The organism is Enterobacter sp. PL_is379, from assembly GCF_055817355.1.
In genome coordinates this window covers 284,631-309,737 of sequence record NZ_JBVPGT010000028.1, presented here as the reverse complement: position 1 = coordinate 309,737, position 25,107 = coordinate 284,631, and the positions used below count along the sequence as shown (strand labels likewise).

Below are 25,107 nucleotides of genomic sequence, written 5' to 3'. Positions count from 1 at the left end.
GAGGTGACCCATGTTTAAATCGATCTTCGCCGTGGCGCTTGCGCTGGTGGCAACGTTTGCCCAGGCTGACCGTATTCGCGATCTCACCAGCGTTCAGGGCGTACGTGAAAACTCCCTGATTGGCTACGGTCTGGTGGTGGGCCTGGATGGTACCGGTGACCAGACGACCCAGACGCCGTTCACCACCCAAAGCCTGAACAACATGCTTTCCCAGCTCGGCATTACCGTGCCGGCGGGAACCAACATGCAGCTGAAAAACGTGGCGGCAGTAATGGTCACCGCGTCCTACCCGGCGTTTGCGCGCCAGGGACAAACCATTGACGTGGTGGTCTCCTCAATGGGTAACGCCAAAAGCCTGCGCGGCGGTACGCTGCTGATGACCCCGCTGAAAGGCGTTGACAGCCAGGTCTATGCGCTGGCGCAGGGGAACATTCTGGTCGGCGGTGCGGGAGCATCCGCAGGCGGAAGCAGCGTGCAGGTGAACCAGCTCAACGGTGGACGGATTACCAACGGGGCGATCATTGAGCGTGAACTGCCGACTCAGTTTGGCGCGGGCAATACCATTAACCTGCAGCTCAATAATGAAGACTTCACGATGGCGCAGCAGATTGCCGATACCATCAACCGCAGCCGCGGCTACGGTAATGCAACGGCACTCGATGCGCGCACCGTACAGATCCGTACCTCTACCGGCAGCAGCAACCAGGTGCGCATGCTGGCAGATATCCAGAATATGGAAGTGAATGTTCCGGTCCAGGATGCGAAGGTGATCATCAACTCCCGTACCGGCTCGGTGGTCATGAACCGGGAAGTGTCGCTCGACAGCTGCGCCGTGGCGCAGGGTAACCTCTCCGTGACGGTAAACCGCTCCGCGAACGTGAGCCAGCCGAATACGCCATTTGGTGGCGGTCAGACGGTGGTGACGCCGCAAACGCAGATTGATATGCGTCAGAGCGGCGGGTCACTGCAAAGCGTGCGCTCCAGCGCCAACCTGAACAGCGTGGTGCGTGCCCTGAATGCCCTGGGGGCAACGCCGATGGATCTGATGTCTATCCTGCAATCGATGCAAAGCGCGGGCTGCCTGCGCGCCAAACTGGAAATCATCTAATGCTGACCGATAGCAAACTGTTGACCAGTGCAGCCTGGGACGCCCAGTCGCTCAACGAACTGAAAACCAAAGCAGGTAAAGACCCGGCGGCGAACATCCGCCCGGTCGCCCGCCAGGTAGAAGGGATGTTTGTACAGATGATGCTGAAAAGCATGCGTGAAACCCTGCCGAAAGACGGGATGTTCAGCAGTGATTCAACGCGTCTCTACACCAGCATGTATGACCAGCAGATTGCGCAGCAGATGACTGCGGGTAAAGGCCTCGGTCTGGCTGACATGATTGTCAAACAGACCGAAGCCGCGCAGGGCATTCAGCCTCAGGAGCAGCCGCAGCAGGTGCCGATGAAGTTCGACCTGGAAACGGTGACCAGCTATCAGAACCAGGCCCTGACGCAGCTGGTGCGTAAAGCGATGCCAAAAGCCACGGGCAGCGGCGATGAGCCGCTCTCCGGTGACAGCAAAGACTTCCTGGCGCAGCTTTCTCTGCCTGCGCGCCTTGCCAGCGAACAGAGCGGCGTGCCGCATCACCTGATTCTGGCGCAGGCCGCGCTGGAGTCGGGCTGGGGTCAGCGTCAGATCCGCAAGGAAAACGGCGAGCCGAGCTTCAACATCTTCGGCGTGAAGGCCACCTCCAGCTGGAAGGGGCCGACAACGGAGATCACGACCACCGAATACGAGAACGGTGCGGCGGTGAAGGTCAAAGCCAAATTCCGCGTCTACAGCTCTTATCTGGAAGCCTTGTCCGATTATGTTGGCCTGCTGAGCCGAAATCCGCGTTATACCGCCGTTACGCAGGCGGCGACGGCGGAGCAGGGGGCTCAGGCGCTGCAAAACGCGGGCTACGCGACCGACCCGAACTATGCACGCAAGCTCACCAGCATGATCCAGCAGCTGAAATCCATGGGCGAGAAGGTCAGCAAAGCCTATAGCACAGATATCGAAAATCTGTTCTGAAAGTTCTCAAGTCCCGGTGGAGGTTGCCGATAACCTTCATCAGGACTCGTGTCTGAACGTATAAAAGGAACCCCCATGTCCAGTTTGATTAACAGCGCCATGAGTGGCCTCAGTGCTGCTCAGTCGGCACTCAATACCGTCAGTAATAATATTTCAAGCTATAACGTGGCAGGTTACACCCGCCAGACCACGGTGCTGGGTGCATCTAACAGCACGCTGACCGGCGGTGGCTGGGTGGGTAACGGGGTCTATGTCTCCGGTGTCCAGCGTGAGTATGACGCCTTCATCACCAACCAGCTGCGCGCCGCGCAGACGCAGAGTAGCGGCCTGACGACGCGCTACCAGCAGATGTCAAAAATCGACGACGTGCTCTCCGATACTACCAACTCGCTCTCCACCACCCTGCAGGATTTCTTCAAGAGTCTGCAAACGCTGGTGAGCAACGCGGAAGACCCGGCTGCACGTCAGACGGTGCTGGGGAAAGCGGGGGGTCTGGTCAATCAGTTCAAAACCAACGATCAGTATCTTCGTGACCAGGATACGCAGGTCAATACCGCCATCTCAAGCAGCGTGTCTCAGATCAACAACTACGCGACACAGATTGCGAATCTGAACGATCAGATTTCTCGTTTGACTGGCGTTGGCGCGGGGGCTTCGCCTAACGACCTGCTCGACCAGCGCGATCAGCTCGTGACTGAACTGAACAAAATCGTGGGCGTGGAAGTCTCCGTACAGGATAGCGGCACGTTTAATATCTCTCTCGGCAATGGTTACAGCCTGGTGCAGGGCAGCAAAGCCAGCCAGTTGGCTGCCGTGAAGTCCAGCGCCGATCCGGCGCGTACGACCATCGCCTACGTCGATGACGTGGCGGGTAATATTGAGATCCCCGAGAAATTTATCACCACCGGTTCTTTAGGCGGTTTACTGACCTTCCGTAATGAAGATCTGGATAAAGCGCGTAACACTCTGAACCAGATGGCGCTGGCCTTTGCCGATGCGATGAACACGCAGCATGAAGCCGGTTTTGATGCAAACGGTGATGCGGGCGGTAAGCTGTTCAACTTTGGTTCGCCTGCGGTGCTGTCCAACAGCAAGAACGGCGGATCGGCGGTTGTTACGGCCTCTGTGGCGGACAGCAAACAGGTCCAGGCGACTGACTATAAGCTGCAGTTTAACGGCACTGACTGGACGGTCACCCGCACATCAGACAAAACCAGCTTTACGATGAGCCCGGATGCCAGCGGTAATCTGTCGTTTGATGGCCTTAACGTCAACGTGAGCGGTACGGCAAATACCAAAGACAGTTTCACCGTGAAGCCGGTTTCCAACGTCATCATGAACATGGATCTGGCGATCAGCGACGAGTCCAAACTGGCGATGGCGTCGGTACAGAACGGCGGCGAAAGTGACAACCGTAACGGCCAGAAACTGCTCGATCTGCAAAACGGCAAAGTGGTGGGTGGAAATAAAACCTTCAACGATGCGTATGCCTCTCTCGTCAGTACCGTCGGTAGCTCCACGGCGTCACTGAAGGTGAGCAGCCAGACGAAAGCCAATGTGGAAACGCAGTTAATCAAGCAGCAGCAGACCATCTCTGGGGTAAACCTCGACGAAGAGTATGGCAATTTGCAGCGTTATCAGCAGTATTACCTGGCGAACGCCCAGGTTCTCCAGACTGCCAGTACGCTCTTCGATGCAATTATCAACATTCGTTAAGGTTGAGGTGAATAATGCGTATTAGCACCCAGATGATGTATGAGCAGAACATGCGCGGGATCACTGATTCCCAGAGCAGATGGCTGAGCTACGGTGAGCAAATGTCCACCGGTAAGCGCGTTAACCGTCCTTCGGACGATCCTATCGCCGCGTCGCAGGCCATCGTTCTGTCGCAATCTCAGTCGCAAAACAGCCAGTTCGCGCTTGCGCGTACCTTTGCAACGCAGAAGGTCTCGCTGGAAGATAACGTGTTAACCCAGGTGAACACCGCAATCTCAAGCGTGCGCGAGAAGTTAGTTTACGCGTCGAACGGCACATTAAGCGATGACGACCGTCTTTCTCTGGCGACCGATATCCAGGGGATCCGCGATCAGCTGATGAACCTGGCCAACACGACGGATGGCAATGGCCGCTTTATCTTTGCGGGATACAAAACCGAGAGCGCACCGTTTGATGCCGTGACCGGGGATTATAACGGCGGCGCAGAGGCCATCTCGCAGCAGGTTGATACGGCGCGAAATATGACCATTAGCCATACCGGACAGCAAATTTTCGAAAGCATTACCAGTAATGCGGAACAGCTGCCGGGCGGTGGATATGGCCAGACCAACATGTTCAAAATCCTGGATTCTGCCATTGCGTCCCTGAAGACGCCGATTGAGAACGATCCGGCTGCCGCAACGGCGCAAAACCAGGTGATTGCCAATGCGCAGATCGGCATCAAAAACGCCCAGAACAACGTCCTGACGGTCGTTGCGGATGTGGGAACCAAGATGAACGAACTGGAAAAACTCGATACGTTGGGAGATGACCGTGCCCTGGGTCAGACTAAGCAGATGAGTGATCTGGTAGATGTCGACTGGAACGAAGCGATTTCCTCTTACACCATGCAGCAGGCGGCCTTGCAGGCGTCTTATAAAGCGTTTAGCGATATGCAGGGCATGTCTCTGTTCCAGCTGAACAAATAACATCTTGACCTCTTGGAACATGTCTTGAAACTGGGCATGTTTTACTGCCCAATCCGTCTGGATTGGGCATTTTTTTTATGCGGCTTCCGCCGGTACGGAGGCGACACGCGCGCTTTCTATCAGACGGATGACCAGCGCAATGACGCCACAGACGGTGGCCAGCGCGACCACGCCCGTCCAGCCAGCCAGCGAGTAGATATTGCTGCCTAACGCGGAGCCCAGCGCCATCCCGATAAAGACCACCGTAAAGAGCAGGGCATTAAGACGACCGCGCGCCTGCGGTTCAAGGCTGTAGACCAGGTTCTGGTGAGCGACCAGGCTGGACTGCAGACCCAGGTCGAACCCGACGGCAGAGACGGCGATCAGCATCAGCTGTCCATGAACGCTCAGCGCGGGCATCAGGAACATCAGGGCGAATGAAACGGTCACTAGGACGGCACCAAGCTGCGTAACTTTTCCTGCGCCCAGTTTGTCCGCCAGACCCCCCGCCAGCGGGGCGGCTAATGCACCGGCGGCACCCGCAATACCAAACCCACCCGCTACGGCACTGCCAAGGTGATAGCGTTCCAGCAGCATGACCGCGAGCGTTGACCAGAAGGCGCTGAAGGCAATCGACAGAAAACCCTGAGCCAGCGCCGCGCGGCGCAGCGCCGGATAACGACGCCACAGATGTTCCATTGAACGCATCAGTGCGGGATAGCTCAGCGTGGAGTGAATGGCAAAACGGGGAAGCACAAACCACATCATCACCCCGATGAACGCAATGCTCGCCGCCGCCAGCTGGTACATGACGCGCCAGCCAAACGCTTCGCCCACTACGCCGCTCACGGTTCTTGATAATAAGATACCCATCAGCAGCCCGGTCATTACCGTGCCCACGGTTTTCCCCTGTTTACCTTCTGGTGCAAGAATCGCCGCAGCAGGGACGATATCCTGTGCCATGGTGGCGGCCATGCCGATGAGCAGGCTTGCCAGCAGCAGAGAATGGATCTGCCCGGTCAGGCTACAGCCGAGAAGAAACAGCGCCAGCGCTGCGCTTTTAATCAGAATTAACGCCCTGCGGTCGTGGCGATCGCCCAGGGGAAGCAGGAACAGGATACCGAGCGCATAGCCTGCCTGAGTTAACGTTGGTACCAGACCCATACCTTCAATGCTCAGATGCAGATCGGCACCCATCAGCGGCAGCAGGGGCTGCGCGTAATAGATTGATGCCACGCTGAAACCGGCCCCCAGAGCCAGCATAAAAATCACCCAGCGGCTTACAGCATGGGGAGTCGTTGTTGTGTTCATAAGTTGTTCCTCATTCGTCGTGTGCGGCTATTTTTTATCAGTACGCCTTGCGACGGTAGCGGGCCCGGTGGTAAAACGCTTATACGTTTAACGTATAAGTGAAAATGCAATGAAAAGAGCTGAGCGTATAGACAGGGTGGAGCTAATGCGGACGTTTGTCCGGATAGTGGAGGCGGGTTCCCTCTCTGCGGCGGCACGGCAGCTGGCCACCACCCAGGCCACGGTGAGCAGACGGCTACAGTCGCTGGAGACCATGCTGGGCGTGCGCCTGATACTGCGCACCACCCACACGACGCGGCTGACGGATGATGGCGAACGCTGCTACCAGCACGCTCGTCGGGTGATTGACAGCTGGCTGGCGCTGGAAGATGAGGTGGGGCAGACGGAAGATGAGCCCGTAGGCGTGCTGCGGGTGCGCGCACCGCACGCGTTTGGTCAGGATCAGCTTCTGAAACCCGTAACCGAATTTTTGCAACGCTACCCGCAGCTTTCGATTGAGTGGATGCTCAACGATCGGTCGGCGGACTTCCTCGGCGACAACCTTGACTGCGCTATTCGGGTGGGCGTGGAGGTCGATCCGGCGACCGTATCCGTGCTGCTGGCGGAAGTGCCGCGCTCGGTAGTCGCTTCTCCGGCACTGCTGGCCCGTTTTCCAGCGGTTACCACGCCGGAGGATTTGCAGCAGTTTCCCTGGATAGCGATCAGCTCTTTCTACCAGCGCCACGTGGAGCTTTTTCACGATGCCTCGCCCGCCACCGCGCGGATTGCTATTACGCCACGCCTCAGCACCGACAGCCTGTATGTCGCACGCAATACGGTGCTCACCGGTCTCGGTGTGGCGGTGGTATCCAGCTGGACGGTACAGGATGATATTCGGGAAGGGCGGCTGGTGCATTTGCTGCCGGAGTGGCAGCCAGCGGCGCTGCCGGTGCATCTGGTTTACCCCTGGTCCCGTTATTATCCGGCACGCTTGCGGCGTTTTCTGGAGCTGATGCGGCAGGTCATGCCGGAGGTCTCCGGGATGAGAAGGCCCGTGCAGCAGCCATAAAAAAAGCCGACCCTAAGGTCGGCTTTTTACTTTCAGCGTCGTTATTCGACAGACTGCGGGCGCGTTGCCGGTGCAGTCGCCTGATGCGTTGCACTGTGGCCGCCAGCAGCGCCTTTACCATCAAAGCTGAATGCCGGGCGTACCCAGTCACTGTGACGCGGAGCTTCTGGCACGTAATCCGGCGCCGGAGCGCGGGTCATCGGTGCTGTCGCCACGTGGGCAGCGGCTGGCGCAGAGACAACCGGTTCAGGTTTCACTTCAGGCGCTTTCGGTTCTTCAACAACCGGTTCAACCTCAATCTCAACGTCCTGAACGACTTCTTCAGTGGTGGTTTCAACGATAGCTTCAGCGGTGTCTTCCACTGCGGCTACAGGTTCAGCTTCTTCAGCAACTTCCTCAGCCACCACGACATCTTCTTCAGCAATAAGCTGCGGTGCGGCATCAACCGGCGCGGCAATTACTTCCGGATGAGTGGTTTCGACTTCAACTGCCTGAGGTGCTTCCGTTTCAACAACCTGAGGTTCAACCACGGTTGCCGCTTCAGTCACAACGTCTTCTACCGCTGCCGCAGGTGCAATCACCTCTTCGGTTACAGGCTGCTCTTCAACAACCTGCTCCGGGCGAGCAACCGGGTAGCGGATCCAGACTTTGCCGGAAGCCATTTCTGGCGAAGCACAGGCAATGGTCAGCGGCATTGGCGACTGAGTTGGGTAACGCTCGTCACGATAGCGACGACGGCGCTGGCCGCTGACGCGCAGATGACGTGGGGAACGGCGTGAACGGCGCGGCATACCGGCGTTATCACGGTTTTCACCGTTTTCATCCTGCTCAACGTTGTTTTCAACGACCGCAGGCAGATCAACTTTCGCCAGCTGAGTGCCGGTTGCGTTCTCGCGGGTTTCAACTGCGACAACGGCTGACTCTTCGGTTGCTTCGGAGGCGAAGCGGACTTTCTGAGCAAGCTGGCGCTGCTTACGGCGCGGCATAACCTGAGTACGTTCTTCCTGCTCGCCGTCCTGCTGTTCAACAGGCTCTTCGCGGTTCAGGTTTTTGACTTCCTGCTGTGCCTGACGCTTCTCGTCGTTACGACGACGGTTGCGTTCACGGCGCGGCTGCTGGTCGTCACGCTGTTTGCTCTTCTCAGACTCATCGCCCGCCTGCTGGCGAATTTCACGATCTTCAACATTCTGCTGCTGTTTCTCGCGACGGTTGCGACGGTTGTCTTCGCGTTGCTCACGACCTTCGTTATTTTCAGAACGGTTGTCGCGGTTGTCACGACGCTCGCTGCGGTCATTACGATCGCTACGGTCGTTACGATCGCGGCGGTTGTTCTGACGCTTACGGCGGTCCTGCTGGCGTTCAGGCTTGGCCGCTTTTGGCTCTTCCTTCGGCTGTTCTGGCTGAGCTTCTTCTTCAGCGAACATCTTCTTCAGCGCGCCAAAGAAGCGGCTCAGCAGACCCGGCTGCGCCGGCTGGGCTTTCGCTGCTGCTGGTTTCTGCGCTTCAGGTTTAGCCGCAGGTTTTTCCAGGGCCGCTTCCGGTGGGGCTTCTGGCATGATAAAGGTCGCTAACGCAGGCTGCTCAGGCAGTTTGCGCTCGGCTGGCTCTTCATCGGAAGGCAGGGCCATCTCTTCTTCGTGCAGCTTCGGCAGCAGGTAGCTGAGCGTGGACGTCTCTTCACCTTTACGGACACGCAGCACGTGATAGTGCGGAGTTTCCATCTGGTCGTTTGGCACGATGATGCAGCGAACGCCGCCCTGACGCGCTTCAATAGCACTTACCGCAGCACGTTTTTCGTTCAGCAGGTAGGAGGCGATTGGCACAGGAACAATCGCGTGCACCTCTTTGGTATTCTCTTTCAGCGCTTCTTCTTCAATCAGACGCAGAATAGAGAGGGACAGCGATTCGTTATCACGCACGGTACCGGTGCCGGAGCAGCGAGGGCAAACGTGATGGCTGGACTCACCCAGCGACGGGCTCAGGCGCTGACGGGACATCTCCAGCAGGCCAAAGCGTGAGATATGGCTAATCTGGATACGCGCCCTGTCCTGACGCACCGCTTCACGCAGACGGTTTTCTACCGCACGCTGGTGGCGAACAGGGGTCATGTCGATGAAGTCGATAACAATCAGACCACCCAGGTCGCGCAGGCGGAGCTGGCGGGCGATTTCATCAGCGGCTTCAAGGTTGGTGTTGAAGGCGGTCTCTTCGATATCGCCGCCGCGAGTTGCACGCGCGGAGTTGATGTCGATAGCGGTCAGCGCTTCAGTGGTATCGATAACGATAGAACCGCCGGACGGCAGGCGCACTTCACGCTGGAAGGCGGATTCAATCTGGGATTCGATCTGATAGTGGCTGAACAGCGGGATTTCGCCGGTGTACAGTTTAATTTTGCTGGTGAAATCCGGACGACCCAGCGCGGCGATGTGCTGGCGCGCCAGCTCAAGCACTTTCGGGTTATCGATCAGAATCTCACCGATGTCCTGACGCAGATAGTCACGGAAGGCACGCACGATCACGTTGCTTTCCTGGTGGATCAGGAACGGAGCAGGGCGGCTTTCCGCTGCTTTCTGGATGGCTTCCCAGTGCTTCAGACGGAAGCTCAGGTCCCACTGCAGCGCTTCGGCTGATTTGCCCACGCCCGCGGTACGCACGATAAGCCCCATACCATCAGGCAGTTCAAGGCTTGCCAGCGCTTCTTTCAGCTCGGTACGGTCATCACCTTCGATACGGCGAGAGATGCCACCCGCACGCGGGTTGTTAGGCATCAACACCAGATAGCTCCCTGCCAGGCTGATAAAGGTGGTCAGTGCGGCACCTTTGTTGCCACGCTCTTCTTTATCAATCTGAACGATAACTTCCTGACCTTCACGCAGAACATCTTTGATGTTTGGTCGGCCATGGGCGTTGTAGTTTGCAGGGAAATATTCGCGGGCGATTTCTTTCAGAGGGAGGAAACCATGACGCTCAGCACCGTAATCGACAAATGCAGCTTCAAGGCTTGGTTCAATGCGGGTGATTTTACCTTTGTAAATGTTCGCTTTTTTCTGTTCGTGTCCAGGACTTTCGATATCCAGATCGTACAGGCGCTGCCCATCCACAAGGGCGACACGCAACTCTTCTTGCTGAGTTGCGTTGATTAACATTCTTTTCATCGTAACTTACTCGTTATTCTTACATTGACGACAAAGCTGCGGGCAAGGTGACGCTTTCCGGGGTATGAACCGATGGCCTCGTGTCTGTTCACGTCGCCAACCTCACGGTTGTCGCTCGCTTAAGAGGCGCAGAGTGTCGGTTGCCTGTATTTCATACGGAAACACAGCGCAATTATCAGGGGAATTGCCTGGGTAGAACTCTCCAGAGAACAATCCTTATACCGGGAAGTACTGCAACCCGCAGCCCGCTAACTGCCTGAAAGATCAATACGTCTTACGCCATTGCTGCGTGGATGATCGGTCAGACAAAATTGGTCATTCCGTCAACATCCTTACTTAACCAGGATTTAACACGGAAAACAGCCTCATTATTCCACTGCTCGCCGGGTTATAGCAAGATGACTTTTACCAATTATCACCCGGTTACTCACAGTTTCTTCACTTCAGAATGGCGATTGGTTTAATAACCACCAAATCGGTTGCGCGAAACGGGGGACAGGCCGGATAAAAGTAAATATAAGCATAGAAAAATGAGTGGCGCTAATGGCTGTCGATATTTAGAATCGCCAACCATGAAAACAGAGACTCCAGCCGTAAAAATGGTTGCCATCGCCGAAGATGACGCGGGGCAACGTATCGATAACTTTTTGCGCACCCAGCTGAAAGGTGTGCCAAAGAGTATGATTTATCGCATCCTGCGTAAGGGCGAGGTGCGGGTTAACAAAAAACGCGTGAAGCCCGAGTACAAACTCGAAGCCGGTGACGAAGTGCGTATTCCGCCGGTGCGCGTGGCTGAGCGCGAAGAAGAGACCGTTTCACCAAAGCTGCAGAAAGTGGCGGCCCTGAGCGATGTCATCCTTTACGAAGATGACCACATTCTGGTGCTCAATAAACCGTCAGGAACGGCAGTCCATGGCGGTAGCGGTCTGAGCTTCGGCGTGATTGAAGGGCTGCGTGCCCTGCGCCCGGAAGCGCGCTTCCTTGAGCTGGTGCACCGTCTTGACCGTGACACTTCAGGCGTACTGCTGGTGGCGAAAAAGCGTTCCGCGCTGCGTTCGCTGCATGAACAGCTGCGTGAAAAAGGGATGCAGAAAGACTACCTGGCGCTGGTTCGCGGCCAGTGGCAGTCCCATGTAAAAGTGGTGCAGGCGCCGCTGCTGAAGAACATTCTGCAAAGCGGTGAACGTATTGTCCGCGTGAGCCAGGAAGGGAAACCGTCTGAGACGCGCTTTAAGGTTGAAGAGCGCTATGAGTTTGCCACGCTGGTGCGCTGCAGTCCGGTGACCGGTCGTACCCACCAGATCCGCGTGCATACGCAGTTTGCAGGGCACCCCATCGCCTTTGATGACCGCTATGGCGACCGCGAGTTTGATAAGCAGCTGGCGGGGACGGGACTGTCGCGTCTGTTCCTGCATGCGGCAGCGCTGAAGTTTACCCATCCGAATACCGGTGAAGTCATCCGTATTGAAGCGCCGCTGGATGAGCAGTTGAAACGCTGTCTTAAGGTTCTGCGCGGCTAAGGTAAACGCAAAACGGCAACGAATGTTGCCGTTTTTAATGTTTGCGCCCTCTCCCTGTGGAAGAGGGCTGGGGGGAGGGCAGCAGGCCGCAGTGTAGTAGGCCCATGTAAGCGCAGCGCCACCCGGCGAAGGTCACACCGTCAACGGATTACACTCTTCTCGTCTTAACATCTGACACAAGGCAATCAGCGGTAACCCCACCAGCGTGTTGGGATCGCGACCGTCCAGCTTGTCGAACAGCGCAATCCCCAATCCTTCACTTTTAAAGCTCCCCGCACAGTTCAGCGGACGTTCCCGACGCACATAATCCACAATCTCTTGCTCGCTGAGATGGCGGAAGTGTACGTCGAACGGTTCACACTCCGTTTGCAGATGACCGGTGGCGGAGTTATAGAGCGCCAGGCCCGTATAAAAGGTCACGATAGTGCCTCGCGCGCGCAGAAGCTGCTGGCAGGCGTTCTCCTCCGTATGGGGCTTGCCGGTGATTTCGCCGTCCAGCACGCAAACCTGATCGGAGCCTATAATCAAATGCGAAGGATAGCGTGCGGCCAGCGACTGCGCTTTCTCTTTAGCAAGACGCGTTACCAGATGACGCGGTGACTCGCCCGGCTGTGGCGTCTCATCAACCTCTGGCGCGGCGCATTCAAACGGGATCCCGAGCTTTTCCAGCAGCATTCGGCGGTAGGGAGACGTGGAAGCAAGGACGAGATTTGGCATATTTTTATCACCAGATATAGCGTATCGATGCCAGCCATTTTAAACTACAGGCCGCAATGTGTGCGAATAATTGGCAAAAGGCAGCTCTGGTTGCCTTTTTCTTTGACTCTATGACGTTACAAAGTTAATATGCGCGCCCTATGCAAAAGGTAAAATTACCCCTGACTCTTGATCCGGTTCGTACGGCTCAAAAACGCCTCGATTACGAAGGTATCTATACTTCCGATCAGGCTGAGCGTATTGCCGAATCCGTAGTCAGTGTGGACAGTGATGTAGAATGCTCCATGTCGTTCGCTATCGACAACCAGCGTCTCGCCGTTTTAACCGGTGATGCAAAGGTGACGGTAACGCTCGAGTGTCAGCGTTGCGGGAAACCGTTTGTACAGCATGTTCACACAACGTATTGTTTCAGTCCGGTTCGTTCTGACGAACAGGCTGAAGCACTCCCGGAAGCGTATGAGCCGATTGAGGTTAACGAATTCGGTGAAATCGATCTTCTGGCTCTGGTTGAAGATGAAATCATCCTCACCTTGCCAGTGGTTCCGGTGCATGATTCTGAACACTGTGAAGTGTCCGAGGCGGACATGGTCTTTGGGGAACTGCCTGATGAAGCGCAAAAACCAAACCCATTTGCCGTATTAGCCAGCTTAAAGCGTAAGTAATTGAGGAGTAAGGTCCATGGCCGTACAACAGAATAAACCAACCCGTTCCAAACGTGGCATGCGTCGTTCCCATGACGCGCTGACTGCAGTTACCAGCCTGTCTGTAGACAAGACTTCTGGTGAGAAACACCTGCGTCACCACATCACCGCTGACGGTTTCTACCGCGGCCGCAAGGTTATCACTAAGTAATCACGCGCAAGCGTGATTAGGCTTAGTGAGGATTTCCCCGTGCAAACGGGGAATTTACCGAACCAGGCTGCGACGATACCTTGACACGTCTAACCCTGGCGTTAGATGTCATGGGGGGAGATTTTGGCCCTTCCGTGACAGTGCCTGCAGCATTGCAGGCACTGAATTCTAATTCGCAACTCACACTTCTTTTAGTCGGCAATCCCGACGCAATCACGCCATTACTCGCAAAAGCTGACTTTGAACAACGTTCGCGTCTGCAGATTATTCCTGCGCAGTCAGTTATTGCCAGTGATGCCCGACCTTCGCAGGCTATTCGCAATAGTCGTGGCAGCTCTATGCGGGTAGCGCTGGAGCTGGTGAAAGAAGGGCGAGCTCAGGCTTGCGTCAGCGCGGGGAATACCGGCGCGCTGATGGGGCTGTCGAAATTACTGCTCAAACCTATTGAAGGTATTGAGCGCCCGGCACTGGTGACGGTGTTACCGCATCAGCAGAAGGGCAAGACGGTGGTGCTCGATTTGGGCGCTAACGTCGACTGTGATAGTACTATGCTGGCTCAGTTTGCCGTGATGGGATCGGTGCTGGCAGAAGAAGTCGTCGGGATCAACACTCCCCGTGTTGCGTTACTGAACATTGGTGAAGAAGAGACCAAAGGCCTGGACAGCATTCGCGAAGCGGCTGAATTGCTCAAACAGGTTCCCTCCATCAACTATATTGGTTATCTCGAAGCCAATGAGTTGTTGACGGGGAAAACGGATGTTCTGGTGTGCGATGGCTTCACCGGAAACGTAACGTTGAAGACCATGGAAGGGGTCGTGCGCATGTTTCTTTCTCTGCTGAAATCTCAGGGAGAAGGCAAAAAAAGCGCCTGGTGGCTGATTTTATTGAAGCGTTGGTTACAAAAGAGCCTGACGCGGCGATTCAGTCACCTCAACCCCGACCAGTATAATGGCGCCTGTCTGTTAGGATTGCGCGGCATCGTGATTAAGAGTCATGGCGCCGCCAATCAGCGAGCATTTGCTGTCGCGATTGAACAGGCAGTGCAGGCGGTGCAGCGACAAGTCCCTCAGCGGATTGCCGCTCGCCTGGAATCTGTATTAGCTAAAAGTGACTGAGCGTACATGTATACGAAGATTTTAGGTACCGGCAGCTACCTGCCAAAACAGGTGCGTACCAACGCCGATCTGGAAAAAATGGTAGATACATCTGACGAGTGGATTGTCACGCGCACAGGTATCCGTGAACGTCGTATTGCCGCGCCAGACGAAACCGTGTCGACCATGGGTTACGAAGCCGCACAGCGTGCTATCGAAATGGCGGGCATTGATAAAGAACAGATTGGTTTGATCGTGGTCGCCACGACGTCTGCCACGCACGCTTTCCCAAGCGCGGCGTGCCAGGTGCAAAACATGCTCGGCATTAAAGGCTGTCCGGCGTTTGACGTCGCTGCCGCGTGCGCAGGTTTCACCTATGCGCTGAGCGTTGCCGATCAGTACGTGAAATCCGGTGCCGTCAAATATGCGCTGGTGATCGGTGCTGACGTGCTGGCGCGTACCTGCGATCCTACCGATCGTGGAACGATCATTATTTTTGGTGATGGTGCGGGCGCGGTGCTGCTGGGGCAGTCCGAAGAGCCGGGTATCATCTCGACGCATCTGCATGCTGATGGCAGCTACGGCGAACTGTTGACCCTGCCTAACGCCGATCGCGTTAATCCGGACAACTCGATTTACCTGACTATGGCAGGGAACGAGGTGTTCAAGGTGGCGGTGACTGAGCTTGCGCACATCGTTGATGAAACGCTGGAAGCGAATAACCTTGAACGCTCCGCGCTCGACTGGCTGGTGCCGCATCAGGCGAACCTGCGTATCATCAGCGCGACCGCGAAAAAGCTGGGCATGTCGATGGATAACGTTGTGGTGACGCTGGATCGTCACGGCAACACCTCTGCGGCGTCGGTACCGTGCGCATTTGATGAAGCGGTACGCGATGGACGAATCAAACGGGGCCAGCTGGTCTTGCTTGAAGCCTTCGGTGGCGGGTTCACCTGGGGTTCCGCGCTGGTTCGTTTCTAGGATAAGGAATAAAAAATGACGCAATTTGCTTTTGTGTTCCCGGGCCAGGGCTCTCAAACCGTTGGGATGTTGTCTGAAATGGCAGCAACCTATCCGGTCATTGAAGAGACTTTCCGTGAAGCTTCTGATGCACTGGGTTATGATTTATGGGCGCTGACCCAGCAGGGGCCGGCCGAAGAGCTGAACAAAACCTGGCAGACCCAGCCCGCGCTGCTGACTGCGTCCGTTGCGCTGTGGCGTGTCTGGCAGCAGCAGGGCGGTAAAGCCCCCGCGCTGCTCGCGGGTCACAGCCTGGGCGAATACTCTGCGCTGGTGTGTGCCGGTGTGATCGCGTTTGCTGACGCGGTACGTCTGGTGGAACTGCGCGGCAAATTCATGCAGGAAGCGGTGCCGGAAGGCACGGGCGGTATGTCTGCCATCATCGGTCTGGATGACGCTGCAATTGCAAAAGCATGTGAAGAATCTGCTGAAGGCCAGGTGGTCTCTCCGGTTAACTTCAACTCGCCGGGCCAGGTGGTTATTGCCGGCCATAAAGAAGCGGTTGAACGTGCAGGTGCGGCCTGTAAAGCTGCGGGTGCTAAACGTGCGCTGCCGCTGCCGGTCAGCGTGCCGTCTCACTGTGCGCTGATGAAGCCTGCCGCCGAGAAACTGGCGGTTGAGCTGGAAAAAATTACGTTTAACGCACCGACGATTTCCGTTGTGAACAACGTCGATGTGAAATGCGAAACCACGCCGGAAGCTATCCGTGATGCACTGGTTCGCCAGCTCTACAGCCCGGTACAGTGGACCAAAACCGTTGAGTTTATGGCCTCTCAGGGCGTTGAGCATCTGTATGAAGTCGGCCCAGGGAAAGTCCTCACCGGTCTGACAAAACGTATTGTTGACACCCTGACAGCCTCGGCGATTAACGAGCCGGAAGCGATGTCAGCGGCACTCTCGCAATAAAAGAGGAATACCATGAGTTTTGAAGGAAAAATCGCCCTGGTCACTGGCGCAAGCCGCGGTATCGGGCGTGCAATTGCTGAAACACTGGTTGCGCGCGGCGCGAAGGTGATTGGAACAGCAACCAGCGAGAATGGCGCTCAGGCCATCAGCGAGTATCTGGGTGCAAACGGTAAAGGTCTGGTACTGAATGTGACTGAACCTGCATCTATCGAATCTGTTCTGGAAAATATTCGCGCAGAGTTTGGCGAAGTGGATATTCTGGTAAACAATGCCGGGATCACTCGCGATAACCTGTTAATGCGAATGAAAGACGACGAGTGGAACGATATCATCGAAACCAACCTGTCATCTGTATTCCGTCTGTCAAAAGCGGTAATGCGCGCTATGATGAAAAAGCGTCATGGTCGTATTATCACTGTCGGTTCTGTGGTTGGTACCATGGGAAATGCTGGTCAGGCTAACTACGCTGCGGCGAAAGCCGGTCTGATTGGTTTCAGTAAGTCGCTGGCGCGTGAAGTTGCGTCCCGCGGTATTACGGTAAACGTTGTTGCTCCGGGCTTTATTGAAACGGACATGACGCGTGCGCTGACTGATGAGCAGCGTGCGGGTACGCTGGCGGCAGTTCCGGCGGGTCGTCTTGGCGACCCTAAAGAAATCGCCAGTGCGGTTGCATTTTTAGCCTCTGACGAAGCGGGTTACATCACTGGTGAGACCCTCCACGTCAACGGCGGGATGTATATGGTTTAACCACGATGAAAAATATTTGCGTTATTAGGGCGAATGGCCTCAAAATAACGTAAAATCGTGGTACGAACTGCCGGGATTTAGTTGCAAATTTTTCAACATTTTATACACTACGAAAACCATCGCGAAAGCGAGTTTTGATAGGAAATTTAAGAGTATGAGCACTATCGAAGAACGCGTTAAGAAAATTATCGGCGAACAGCTGGGCGTTAAGCAGGAAGAAGTTGTGAACTCCGCTTCCTTCGTTGAAGACCTGGGCGCAGATTCTCTTGACACCGTTGAGCTGGTAATGGCTCTGGAAGAAGAGTTTGATACTGAGATTCCGGACGAAGAAGCTGAGAAGATCACCACCGTTCAGGCTGCCATTGATTACATCAACGGTCACCAGGCGTAAGTGAACATCTCCAGGCGGTCATTCGACCGCCTGAGTTTTATCTTTTTTAGTCCCACGAATCTCTTTTTTATCCCTCCCTGGAGGACAAACGTGTCTAAGCGTCGTGTAGTTGTGACCGGACTTGGCATGTTGTCTCCTGTCGGCAATACCGTAGAGTCCACCTGGAAAGCTCTCCTTGCCGGTCAGAGCGGCATCAGCCTAATCGACCATTTCGATACTAGCGCCTATGCAACGAAATTTGCTGGCTTAGTAAAGGATTTTAACTGTGAAGAGATCATCTCGCGTAAAGAACAGCGCAAGATGGATGCCTTCATTCAATATGGAATTGTCGCTGGCGTTCAGGCCATGCAGGATTCTGGCCTTGTGATTACGGAAGAGAACGCAACCCGTATCGGCGCCGCTATCGGCTCCGGGATTGGCGGTCTTGGCCTGATCGAGGAAAACCATACATCTCTGATGAATGGCGGCCCGCGTAAGATCAGCCCGTTCTTCGTTCCGTCCACGATTGTTAACATGGTGGCAGGTCACCTGACCATCATGTTTGGCCTGCGTGGGCCAAGCATTTCTATCGCCACCGCCTGTACGTCTGGCGTACATAACATCGGCCAGGCCGCGCGCATTATTGCGTACGGCGATGCAGATGCTATGGTTGCGGGCGGTGCTGAAAAAGCCAGTACCCCGCTGGGTGTTGGCGGTTTCGGTGCGGCGCGTGCGCTGTCTACCCGTAATGATAACCCGCAGGCGGCGAGCCGTCCGTGGGATAAAGACCGTGACGGCTTCGTGCTGGGCGACGGGGCGGGCATGATCGTACTGGAAGAGTACGAACACGCGAAAAAACGCGGTGCGAAAATTTATGCTGAAATCGTTGGTTTCGGCATGAGCAGCGATGCTTATCACATGACGTCTCCTCCTGAGAACGGCGCGGGTGCTGCGCTGGCGATGGAAAACGCGATCCGTGATGCGGGTATTACCCCAGCACAAATTGGCTACGTGAACGCGCACGGCACCTCTACGCCAGCAGGCGATAAAGCGGAAGCTCAGGCGGTTAAGTCTATCTTCGGCGAATCTGCCAGCCGCGTAATGGTGAGCTCCACGAAATCCATGACCGGTCACCTGTTGGGTGCGGCGGGTGCAGTAGAGTCAATCTACTCCATCCTTGCGCTGCGCGATCAGGCTGTTCCACCAACCATCAACCTGGATAACCCGGATGAAGGTTGCGATCTGGACTTCGTTCCTCACGAAGCGCGTCAGGTTAGCGGTATGGAGTACACCCTGTGTAACTCTTTCGGCTTCGGCGGCACCAACGGTTCTCTGATCTTCAAAAAGATCTGATCCTGACGTCCCGATAGCTTTTAAAAAGGTCCGCTTGCCGGGCCTTTTTTATTAAGCCTAATCTTCTTGTCGGCTGCATGACATCCTGCCAGACTAAATGCCCACGCATAAGGAGCCACCATGTTTTTAATCAATGGCCTTGAGCAGGACGCGCTGCCTGCCAGCGACAGGGCGATACAGTTCGGTGATGGTTGCTTTACGACGGCGCGCATTCTGGATGGCGATGTCTGCCTGCTGGAGGCGCACATTCGACGTCTGCAGCATGGCTGTGAAAAGTTAATGATCCCCTTTACGCACTGGGACACATTGCGCCAGGAAATGTGCCAGCTGGCAACCGGGAAGGACACCGGCGTACTCAAAGTCATCATCAGTCGCGGCAGTGGTGGCCGGGGTTACAGCGCCGCATCGTGTATCAACCCAACGCGTATTCTCTCCGTTTCTGCTTATCCTGCGCATTACTCTCGCTGGCGAGAAGACGGCGTCACGCTGACGCTGAGCCCGGTTCGACTGGGACGGAACCCGATGCTGGCCGGGCTTAAGCATCTCAATCGCCTCGAGCAGGTGCTCATTCGTACTCATCTTGAACAGACGGACGCCGATGAGGCGCTGGTTCTTGACAGCGAAGGGTTCATTACGGAATGCTGTGCGGCTAATTTACTCTGGCGGCAGGGGGGAGAGGTGTTCACTCCGTCGCTGGAACACGCTGGCGTAAATGGGTTAATGCGTCAGTTTTGTCTGCAACAGCTGGCACGCTCTGGCTATCGCGTTGTCGAAGTTAGCGCAGGAGAAGCCGCGCTACAGACTGCCGATGAAGTCATCATCTGCAATGCGCTGATGCCTGTTGTACCCGTCCGTGCGTATGGCCAACAACGCTGGTCTTCGCGCGAGCTGTTTCAGTTTTTAGCCCCGATATGTGAGCAAACCAGATAGTCATGAAAAAAATGTTGCGCTTTGTCCTTATCCTCATCGTTGCGCTGGGCGTCGCTGGCGGAGCTGGCGTATGGAAAGTTCGCCAGCTGGCTGACAGCAAGATCCTGGTTAAAGACGAAACGATCTTTACCCTGAAAGCGGGAACCGGCCGCCAGGCGCTTGGGGAACAGCTCTATGGCGACAAGATTATCAATCGTCCACGGGTATTCCAGTGGTTATTGCGCGTGGAGCCTGAGCTGTCACATTTCAAAGCCGGTACCTATCGCTTTACGCCGGGAATGACCGTCAGAGAGATGCTGCAGCTGCTGGAAAGCGGCAAAGAGGCCCAGTTCCCCCTGCGATTTGTGGAAGGGATGCGCCTGAGCGATTACCTCAAACAGCTGCGCGATGCACCGTATATCAAACATACTCTAAAGGATGACAGCTACCAGACGGTGGCCGACGTGCTCAAGTTTGAGCATCCTGAGTGGGTGGAAGGTTGGTTCTGGCCGGATACCTGGATGTATACCGCAGGCACGACTGATGTGGCGATTCTTAAGCGGGCGCACAAAAAAATGGTCGCCGCCGTGGATGCCGCCTGGGAAGGGCGAATGGACGGGCTGCCGTATAAAGATCAAAACCAGTTTGTCACCATGGCCTCAATTATCGAGAAAGAGACCGCCGTTGCCGCCGAGCGCGATCGGGTGGCGTCAGTATTTATCAACCGTCTGCGCATCGGCATGCGTCTGCAAACCGACCCTACCGTTATCTACGGCATGGGAGAGAGCTATGCCGGCAAGATCTCAAGAAAAGATCTGGAGACGCCAACGGCGTATAATACCTACGTGATTAGCGGATTACCGCCAGGTCCGATTGCCACGCCGAGCGAAGCGTCGCTTAAAGCCGCTGCGCATCCGGCAAAAACACCGTATCTCTATTTTGTGGCTGATGGAAAAGGGGGACACACCTTTAACACCAACCTTGCCAGCCACAATCGCTCTGTTCAGGACTATCTGAAGGCACTTAAGGAAAAAAATGCGCAGTAAATACATTGTCATTGAGGGACTCGAAGGAGCGGGTAAAACTACCGCCCGCAACGTGGTGGTGGATACGCTAAAAGCGCTTGGCGTGGCGGACATGGTATTTACCCGCGAGCCGGGCGGCACGCAGCTGGCTGAAAAGCTGCGCAGCCTGGTGCTGGATATTAAATCCGTCGGCGACGAAGTTATCACTGACAAAGCCGAAGTGCTGATGTTCTACGCGGCGCGCGTTCAGCTGGTTGAGACGGTTATCAAACCTGCCCTGGCCGGCGGCAAGTGGGTGATCGGTGACCGTCACGATCTGTCGACTCAGGCATATCAGGGCGGAGGACGCGGTATCGACCAGACCATGCTGGCCACGCTGCGTAATGCCGTACTGGGGGATTTTCGCCCCGACCTGACGCTCTATCTGGATGTGACTCCGGAAGTGGGCCTCAAGCGTGCCCGCGCGCGCGGTGAGCTGGACCGCATTGAACAAGAGTCGTTTGATTTCTTTAACCGCACCCGTGCGCGCTATCTTGAACTTGCCGCACAGGACAGCTCCATTCGTACTATCGATGCAACGCAATCCCTGGACGAGGTGACGCGTGACATTCAGCAAACCGTGACGCAGTGGGTGCAGGAGCAGCAGACATGAAATGGTATCCATGGTTGCGCCCGCACTTTGAACAGCTGATCGGCAGCTATCAGGCGGGGCGGGGGCATCATGCGTTACTGATTCAGGCATTGCCGGGAATGGGCGATGATGCATTGATTTATGCCATCACCCGTTTTCTGATGTGCCAGCAGCCGGAAGGGCATAAAAGCTGCGGCAAATGCCGCGGCTGTCAGCTGATGCAGGCGGGCACACATCCTGACTACTACACGCTTGAGCCTGAGAAGGGGAAAAGCGCGCTCGGTATCGATGCCGTGCGGGAAGTCAGTGAAAAATTGTACGAACACGCGCGACTGGGCGGCGCTAAAGTGGTCTGGCTCAAAGACGCCACACAGCTTACCGAGGCGGCGGCTAACGCCCTGCTGAAAACCCTGGAAGAGCCTCCGGTTAAAACGTGGTTTTTCCTCTCGTGTCGTGACCCGGGACGATTACTGGCGACGCTGCGCAGCCGCTGTCGTCTTTATCACCTTGCGGTGCCCCAGGAATCGTGGGCGCTGAGCTGGCTTGAACGAGAGGTGACAACGTCACCTGAGAGCTCGCTGACCGCCTTGCGCCTGAGCAGCGGCGCGCCCGCGGCGGCGCTGGCATTACTGCAGCCTGACGTCTGGTCAGAGCGAGAAACGCTCTGCCGGGCTGTTGAAACAGCACTGAATAATCACGACTGGCTAAGCGTATTGCCTGCGCTTAACAGCGATCGGGTCGTTGAGCGTCTGCACTGGCTGGCCTCGTTGCTGCTGGATGCACTCAAAATTCAGCAAGGGGCAACGCTGCTGACCAACCCGGACGCGTGGCCACTGGTGAATACGCTGGCGAACCGCCTCTCAGGGACGATTCTTCATGCGATGCTTCATGAAATTTGCCAGAGCCGAGAACAGCTTTTAACCGTGACGGGTCTTAATCGCGAGCTTTTACTGACTGACCAGTTACTGCGTATCGAACATTACCTGCAACCCGGCGTCACACCGCCGATTTCCCATCTCTGAGAGAGACATTATGTTTTTAGTCGACTCACACTGCCATCTTGATGGCCTGGATTATCAATCCCTGCATAAAAACGTGGATGACGTGCTGGCAAAAGCCGCTGCCCGCGATGTGAAATTCTGTCTTGCGGTGGCAACCACGTTGCCGGGCTACCGCTCCATGCGTGAGCTGGTGGGCGTTCGCGATAACGTGGTGTTCTCCTGCGGTGTGCATCCGTTGAATCAGGACGAGGCGTACGACGTTGAGGATCTGCGCCAACTGGCAGCAGAAGAGGGCGTGGTGGCGATGGGCGAGACCGGGCTGGACTACTTTTACACGCCGGAAACCAAACCGCGTCAGCAGGAGTCCTTCCGCAACCATATTCGCATTGGCCGGGAGCTGAACAAGCCGGTTATCGTCCACACCCGCGACGCGCGTGCGGATACCCTGGCGATCCTCCGGGAAGAAAACGTGACGGATTGCGGTGGCGTACTACACTGTTTCACAGAAGACAGAGAAACGGCGGGTAAGCTGCTTGATTTGGGGTTTTATATCTCGTTTTCGGGGATCGTGACGTTCCGTAACGCTGAGCAGCTGCGTGATGCTGCACGTTATGTTCCGCTCGATCGTATTCTGGTGGAGACCGATTCTCCGTATCTCGCACCGGTACCGCATCGCGGTAAAGAGAACCAGCCCGCTATGACGAGAGATGTGGCTGAGTACATGGCCGTACTGAAGGGCGTCAGCATTGATGAGCTGGCCCGCGTGACGACGGAAAACTTCTCCACGCTGTTCCATATCGACCCCGCCCGCCTGCAATCTGTCTGATACACCTGTTTTTTTTAGGCTCGTAATTAATAAGTAAAGCGAGTAAAGTTCACCGCCTCATTTGGGGCGGTGAGGGTGTTTTTAGACACATCCGGACATGCTTTTTGTAAATAACTGAAAGTTTTTCGACCGCCTTAAGCTGAAACGTGATAGCCGTCAAACAAACTCAGAGGGAATTATTTTACTCTGTGTAATAAATAAAGGGCGCTTAGATGTCCTGTCCACGGCACGGTACTCCCCCCGGGCCAATGCGTGAAAGCGTAAAAAAAGCACAAATACTCAGGAGCACTCTCAATTATGTTTAAGAATGCATTTGCTAACCTGCAAAAGGTCGGTAAATCGCTGATGCTGCCAGTATCCGTACTGCCTATTGCAGGTATCCTGCTGGGTGTCGGTTCTGCTAACTTCAGCTGGCTGCCAGCCGTAGTCTCCCACGTGATGGCCGAAGCAGGCGGTTCTGTCTTTGCTAACATGCCGCTGATCTTCGCGATCGGTGTGGCTCTGGGCTTCACCAATAACGACGGCGTTTCTGCGCTGGCTGCAGTGGTTGCCTACGGCATCATGGTGAAAACCATGGCTGTGGTTGCGCCGCTGGTTCTGCATTTACCGGCAGAAGAGATTGCCGCGAAACACCTGGCGGACACCGGTGTTCTGGGCGGTATCATCTCCGGTGCGATTGCAGCGTATATGTTCAACCGCTTCTATCGCATCAAGCTGCCTGAGTATCTGGGCTTCTTCGCGGGCAAGCGTTTCGTTCCGATCATCTCTGGTCTGGCAGCGATTTTCACTGGCGTGATCCTGTCCTTCATCTGGCCACCAATCGGCTCCGCTATCCAGACCTTCTCTCAGTGGGCTGCTTACCAGAACCCGGTTGTGGCGTTTGGTATCTACGGCTTCATCGAGCGTTGCCTGGTGCCATTCGGTCTGCACCACATCTGGAACGTTCCATTCCAGATGCAGATTGGTGAATTCACCAACGCAGCAGGCCAGGTATTCCACGGCGATATCCCACGTTACATGGCGGGTGACCCAACTGCAGGTAAACTGTCTGGTGGCTTCCTGTTCAAAATGTACGGTCTGCCTGCAGCGGCGATTGCTATCTGGCACTCTGCGAAGCCAGAGAACCGTGCAAAAGTGGGCGGTATCATGATCTCCGCAGCGCTGACCTCGTTTCTGACCGGTATCACCGAGCCGATCGAGTTCTCCTTCATGTTCGTTGCGCCGATCCTGTACGTTATCCACGCAATTCTGGCGGGCCTGGCGTTCCCAATCTGTATTCTGCTGGGTATGCGTGACGGTACGTCCTTCTCTCACGGCCTGATCGACTTCATCGTTCTGTCCGGTAACAGCAGCAAGCTGTGGCTGTTCCCAATCGTCGGTGCGTGCTACGCCGTTGTGTACTACACCATCTTCCGCGTGCTGATTAAAGCACTGGACCTGAAAACCCCAGGCCGTGAAGATGCGACAGAAGACAGCAAAGCTGGCGCGACCAGCGAAATGGCTCCTGCTCTGGTTGCTGCGTTCGGTGGTAAAGAGAACATCACTAACCTGGACGCGTGCATCACTCGTCTGCGCGTGAGCGTTGCCGACGTCGCGAAAGTAGACCAGCCGGGTCTGAAAAAACTGGGCGCAGCGGGCGTAGTTGTTGCAGGTTCTGGTGTACAGGCAATCTTCGGTACCAAATCCGATAACCTGAAAACCGAAATGGATGAGTACATCCGCAGCAACTAAGTTGTGACCTGGGGAGACTAAGGCAGCCGAATGGCTGCCTTTTTTATTTGTGTCGTAAAAAACGCCACTGAGACGCGCAAGCGGTCACTCTTCACTCAGCTGATGAACATTCAGGAAAGAAATCGAGGGAGGAGGTTGAAAGGACAGGAGAAACTCGCTCATACTCT

23 protein-coding genes are annotated in these 25,107 nt (G+C 55.6%); 20 read left to right on the top strand and 3 right to left on the bottom strand.

Features of this window, described 5'->3' with window-relative positions; translation table 11 throughout:
* The first annotated feature begins 10 nt into the window (after positions 1-10).
* The 4 genes from AC0TOY_RS12300 (at position 11) to flgL (ending at position 4,745) form a co-directional block, all read left to right on the top strand.
* On the top strand, positions 11-1,108 hold the full coding sequence (locus tag AC0TOY_RS12300) for a flagellar basal body P-ring protein FlgI (protein ID WP_029740346.1): 1,098 nt from the start codon (positions 11-13) through the stop codon (positions 1,106-1,108).
* Positions 1,108-2,061 carry a flagellar assembly peptidoglycan hydrolase FlgJ gene (gene flgJ, locus AC0TOY_RS12295; RefSeq protein ID WP_024909017.1) on the top strand — a complete coding sequence of 318 codons (954 nt, stop codon included), beginning with the start codon at positions 1,108-1,110 and terminating at the stop codon, positions 2,059-2,061. Before AC0TOY_RS12300 ends, flgJ begins: the two co-directional genes overlap by 1 nt.
* 75 nt (positions 2,062-2,136) lie before the next feature.
* Positions 2,137-3,777, top strand: a complete 1,641-nt coding sequence (gene flgK / locus AC0TOY_RS12290) for a flagellar hook-associated protein FlgK (protein WP_248272243.1) — start codon at positions 2,137-2,139, stop codon at positions 3,775-3,777.
* A gap of 14 nt (positions 3,778-3,791) precedes the next feature.
* On the top strand, positions 3,792-4,745 hold the full coding sequence (flgL, locus tag AC0TOY_RS12285; protein WP_024909019.1) for a flagellar hook-associated protein FlgL: 954 nt from the start codon (positions 3,792-3,794) through the stop codon (positions 4,743-4,745).
* A 75-nt stretch (positions 4,746-4,820) separates the two neighbouring features.
* Here flgL and AC0TOY_RS12280 read toward each other — a convergent pair whose 3' ends face one another.
* The gene (locus AC0TOY_RS12280) at positions 4,821-6,035 is read right to left on the bottom strand and encodes an MFS transporter (RefSeq protein WP_267216711.1); all 1,215 of its coding nucleotides are present in this window, start codon (positions 6,033-6,035) and stop codon (positions 4,821-4,823) included.
* Positions 6,036-6,144: 109 nt separating this feature from the next.
* Between AC0TOY_RS12280 and AC0TOY_RS12275 the strand changes: the two genes are divergently transcribed.
* On the top strand, positions 6,145-7,083 hold the full coding sequence (locus tag AC0TOY_RS12275) for a LysR family transcriptional regulator (protein WP_032650848.1): 939 nt from the start codon (positions 6,145-6,147) through the stop codon (positions 7,081-7,083).
* Between the two features lie 41 nt (positions 7,084-7,124).
* Here the strand turns inward: AC0TOY_RS12275 and rne are convergent, their stop codons facing one another.
* Positions 7,125-10,238 carry a ribonuclease E gene (gene rne, locus AC0TOY_RS12270; protein ID WP_090417358.1) on the bottom strand — a complete coding sequence of 1,038 codons (3,114 nt, stop codon included), beginning with the start codon at positions 10,236-10,238 and terminating at the stop codon, positions 7,125-7,127.
* Between the two features lie 572 nt (positions 10,239-10,810).
* Between rne and rluC the strand changes: the two genes are divergently transcribed.
* Positions 10,811-11,758: a 23S rRNA pseudouridine(955/2504/2580) synthase RluC gene (gene rluC, locus AC0TOY_RS12265; RefSeq protein WP_024909023.1), complete on the top strand. Its 948-nt coding sequence runs from the start codon at positions 10,811-10,813 to the stop codon at positions 11,756-11,758.
* A gap of 132 nt (positions 11,759-11,890) precedes the next feature.
* On the opposite strand, the gene AC0TOY_RS12260 is transcribed toward rluC, so the two are convergent.
* Positions 11,891-12,475, bottom strand: coding sequence for a Maf family protein (locus tag AC0TOY_RS12260; RefSeq protein ID WP_024909024.1), 585 nt, complete (start codon positions 12,473-12,475; stop codon positions 11,891-11,893).
* Positions 12,476-12,615: 140 nt separating this feature from the next.
* Between AC0TOY_RS12260 and yceD the strand changes: the two genes are divergently transcribed.
* From yceD to ptsG, 14 genes are all read left to right on the top strand, one after another.
* Positions 12,616-13,137, top strand: coding sequence for a 23S rRNA accumulation protein YceD (gene yceD / locus AC0TOY_RS12255; protein WP_014883375.1), 522 nt, complete (start codon positions 12,616-12,618; stop codon positions 13,135-13,137).
* A gap of 16 nt (positions 13,138-13,153) precedes the next feature.
* On the top strand, positions 13,154-13,327 hold the full coding sequence (gene rpmF / locus AC0TOY_RS12250; protein ID WP_003857964.1) for a 50S ribosomal protein L32: 174 nt from the start codon (positions 13,154-13,156) through the stop codon (positions 13,325-13,327).
* Positions 13,328-13,407: 80 nt separating this feature from the next.
* A complete protein-coding gene (gene plsX, locus AC0TOY_RS12245) occupies positions 13,408-14,442 on the top strand; it encodes a phosphate acyltransferase PlsX (RefSeq protein ID WP_024909025.1) in 1,035 nt (344 codons plus the stop codon).
* Positions 14,443-14,448: 6 nt separating this feature from the next.
* Positions 14,449-15,402 (top strand): beta-ketoacyl-ACP synthase III, encoded by a 954-nt coding sequence (locus tag AC0TOY_RS12240; RefSeq protein ID WP_008500797.1) that lies wholly within the window; start codon positions 14,449-14,451, stop codon positions 15,400-15,402.
* Positions 15,403-15,417: 15 nt separating this feature from the next.
* Positions 15,418-16,347 (top strand): ACP S-malonyltransferase, encoded by a 930-nt coding sequence (fabD, locus tag AC0TOY_RS12235; RefSeq protein WP_024909026.1) that lies wholly within the window; start codon positions 15,418-15,420, stop codon positions 16,345-16,347.
* Positions 16,348-16,359: 12 nt separating this feature from the next.
* On the top strand, positions 16,360-17,094 hold the full coding sequence (fabG, locus tag AC0TOY_RS12230; RefSeq protein ID WP_008500795.1) for a 3-oxoacyl-ACP reductase FabG: 735 nt from the start codon (positions 16,360-16,362) through the stop codon (positions 17,092-17,094).
* 154 nt (positions 17,095-17,248) lie between these two features.
* The gene (gene acpP, locus AC0TOY_RS12225) at positions 17,249-17,485 is read left to right on the top strand and encodes an acyl carrier protein (protein WP_003857954.1); all 237 of its coding nucleotides are present in this window, start codon (positions 17,249-17,251) and stop codon (positions 17,483-17,485) included.
* A gap of 90 nt (positions 17,486-17,575) precedes the next feature.
* Positions 17,576-18,817, top strand: coding sequence for a beta-ketoacyl-ACP synthase II (gene fabF / locus AC0TOY_RS12220; RefSeq protein WP_024909028.1), 1,242 nt, complete (start codon positions 17,576-17,578; stop codon positions 18,815-18,817).
* A gap of 120 nt (positions 18,818-18,937) precedes the next feature.
* On the top strand, positions 18,938-19,747 hold the full coding sequence (pabC, locus tag AC0TOY_RS12215) for an aminodeoxychorismate lyase (RefSeq protein WP_473721897.1): 810 nt from the start codon (positions 18,938-18,940) through the stop codon (positions 19,745-19,747).
* Positions 19,748-19,749: 2 nt separating this feature from the next.
* Positions 19,750-20,772, top strand: coding sequence for a cell division protein YceG (yceG, locus tag AC0TOY_RS12210; protein WP_032650855.1), 1,023 nt, complete (start codon positions 19,750-19,752; stop codon positions 20,770-20,772).
* Complete coding sequence (gene tmk, locus AC0TOY_RS12205) at positions 20,762-21,403, top strand: dTMP kinase (protein WP_473721896.1); 642 nt, start codon at positions 20,762-20,764, stop codon at positions 21,401-21,403. Before yceG ends, tmk begins: the two co-directional genes overlap by 11 nt.
* Complete coding sequence (gene holB / locus AC0TOY_RS12200; RefSeq protein ID WP_473721895.1) at positions 21,400-22,404, top strand: DNA polymerase III subunit delta'; 1,005 nt, start codon at positions 21,400-21,402, stop codon at positions 22,402-22,404. The genes tmk and holB overlap by 4 nt, the downstream gene beginning before the upstream one ends.
* A 10-nt stretch (positions 22,405-22,414) precedes the next feature.
* On the top strand, positions 22,415-23,209 hold the full coding sequence (locus tag AC0TOY_RS12195; protein ID WP_032650858.1) for a metal-dependent hydrolase: 795 nt from the start codon (positions 22,415-22,417) through the stop codon (positions 23,207-23,209).
* 297 nt (positions 23,210-23,506) lie between these two features.
* Positions 23,507-24,940 carry a PTS glucose transporter subunit IIBC gene (ptsG, locus tag AC0TOY_RS12190; protein ID WP_023311158.1) on the top strand — a complete coding sequence of 478 codons (1,434 nt, stop codon included), beginning with the start codon at positions 23,507-23,509 and terminating at the stop codon, positions 24,938-24,940.
* Positions 24,941-25,107 lie beyond the last annotated feature (167 nt).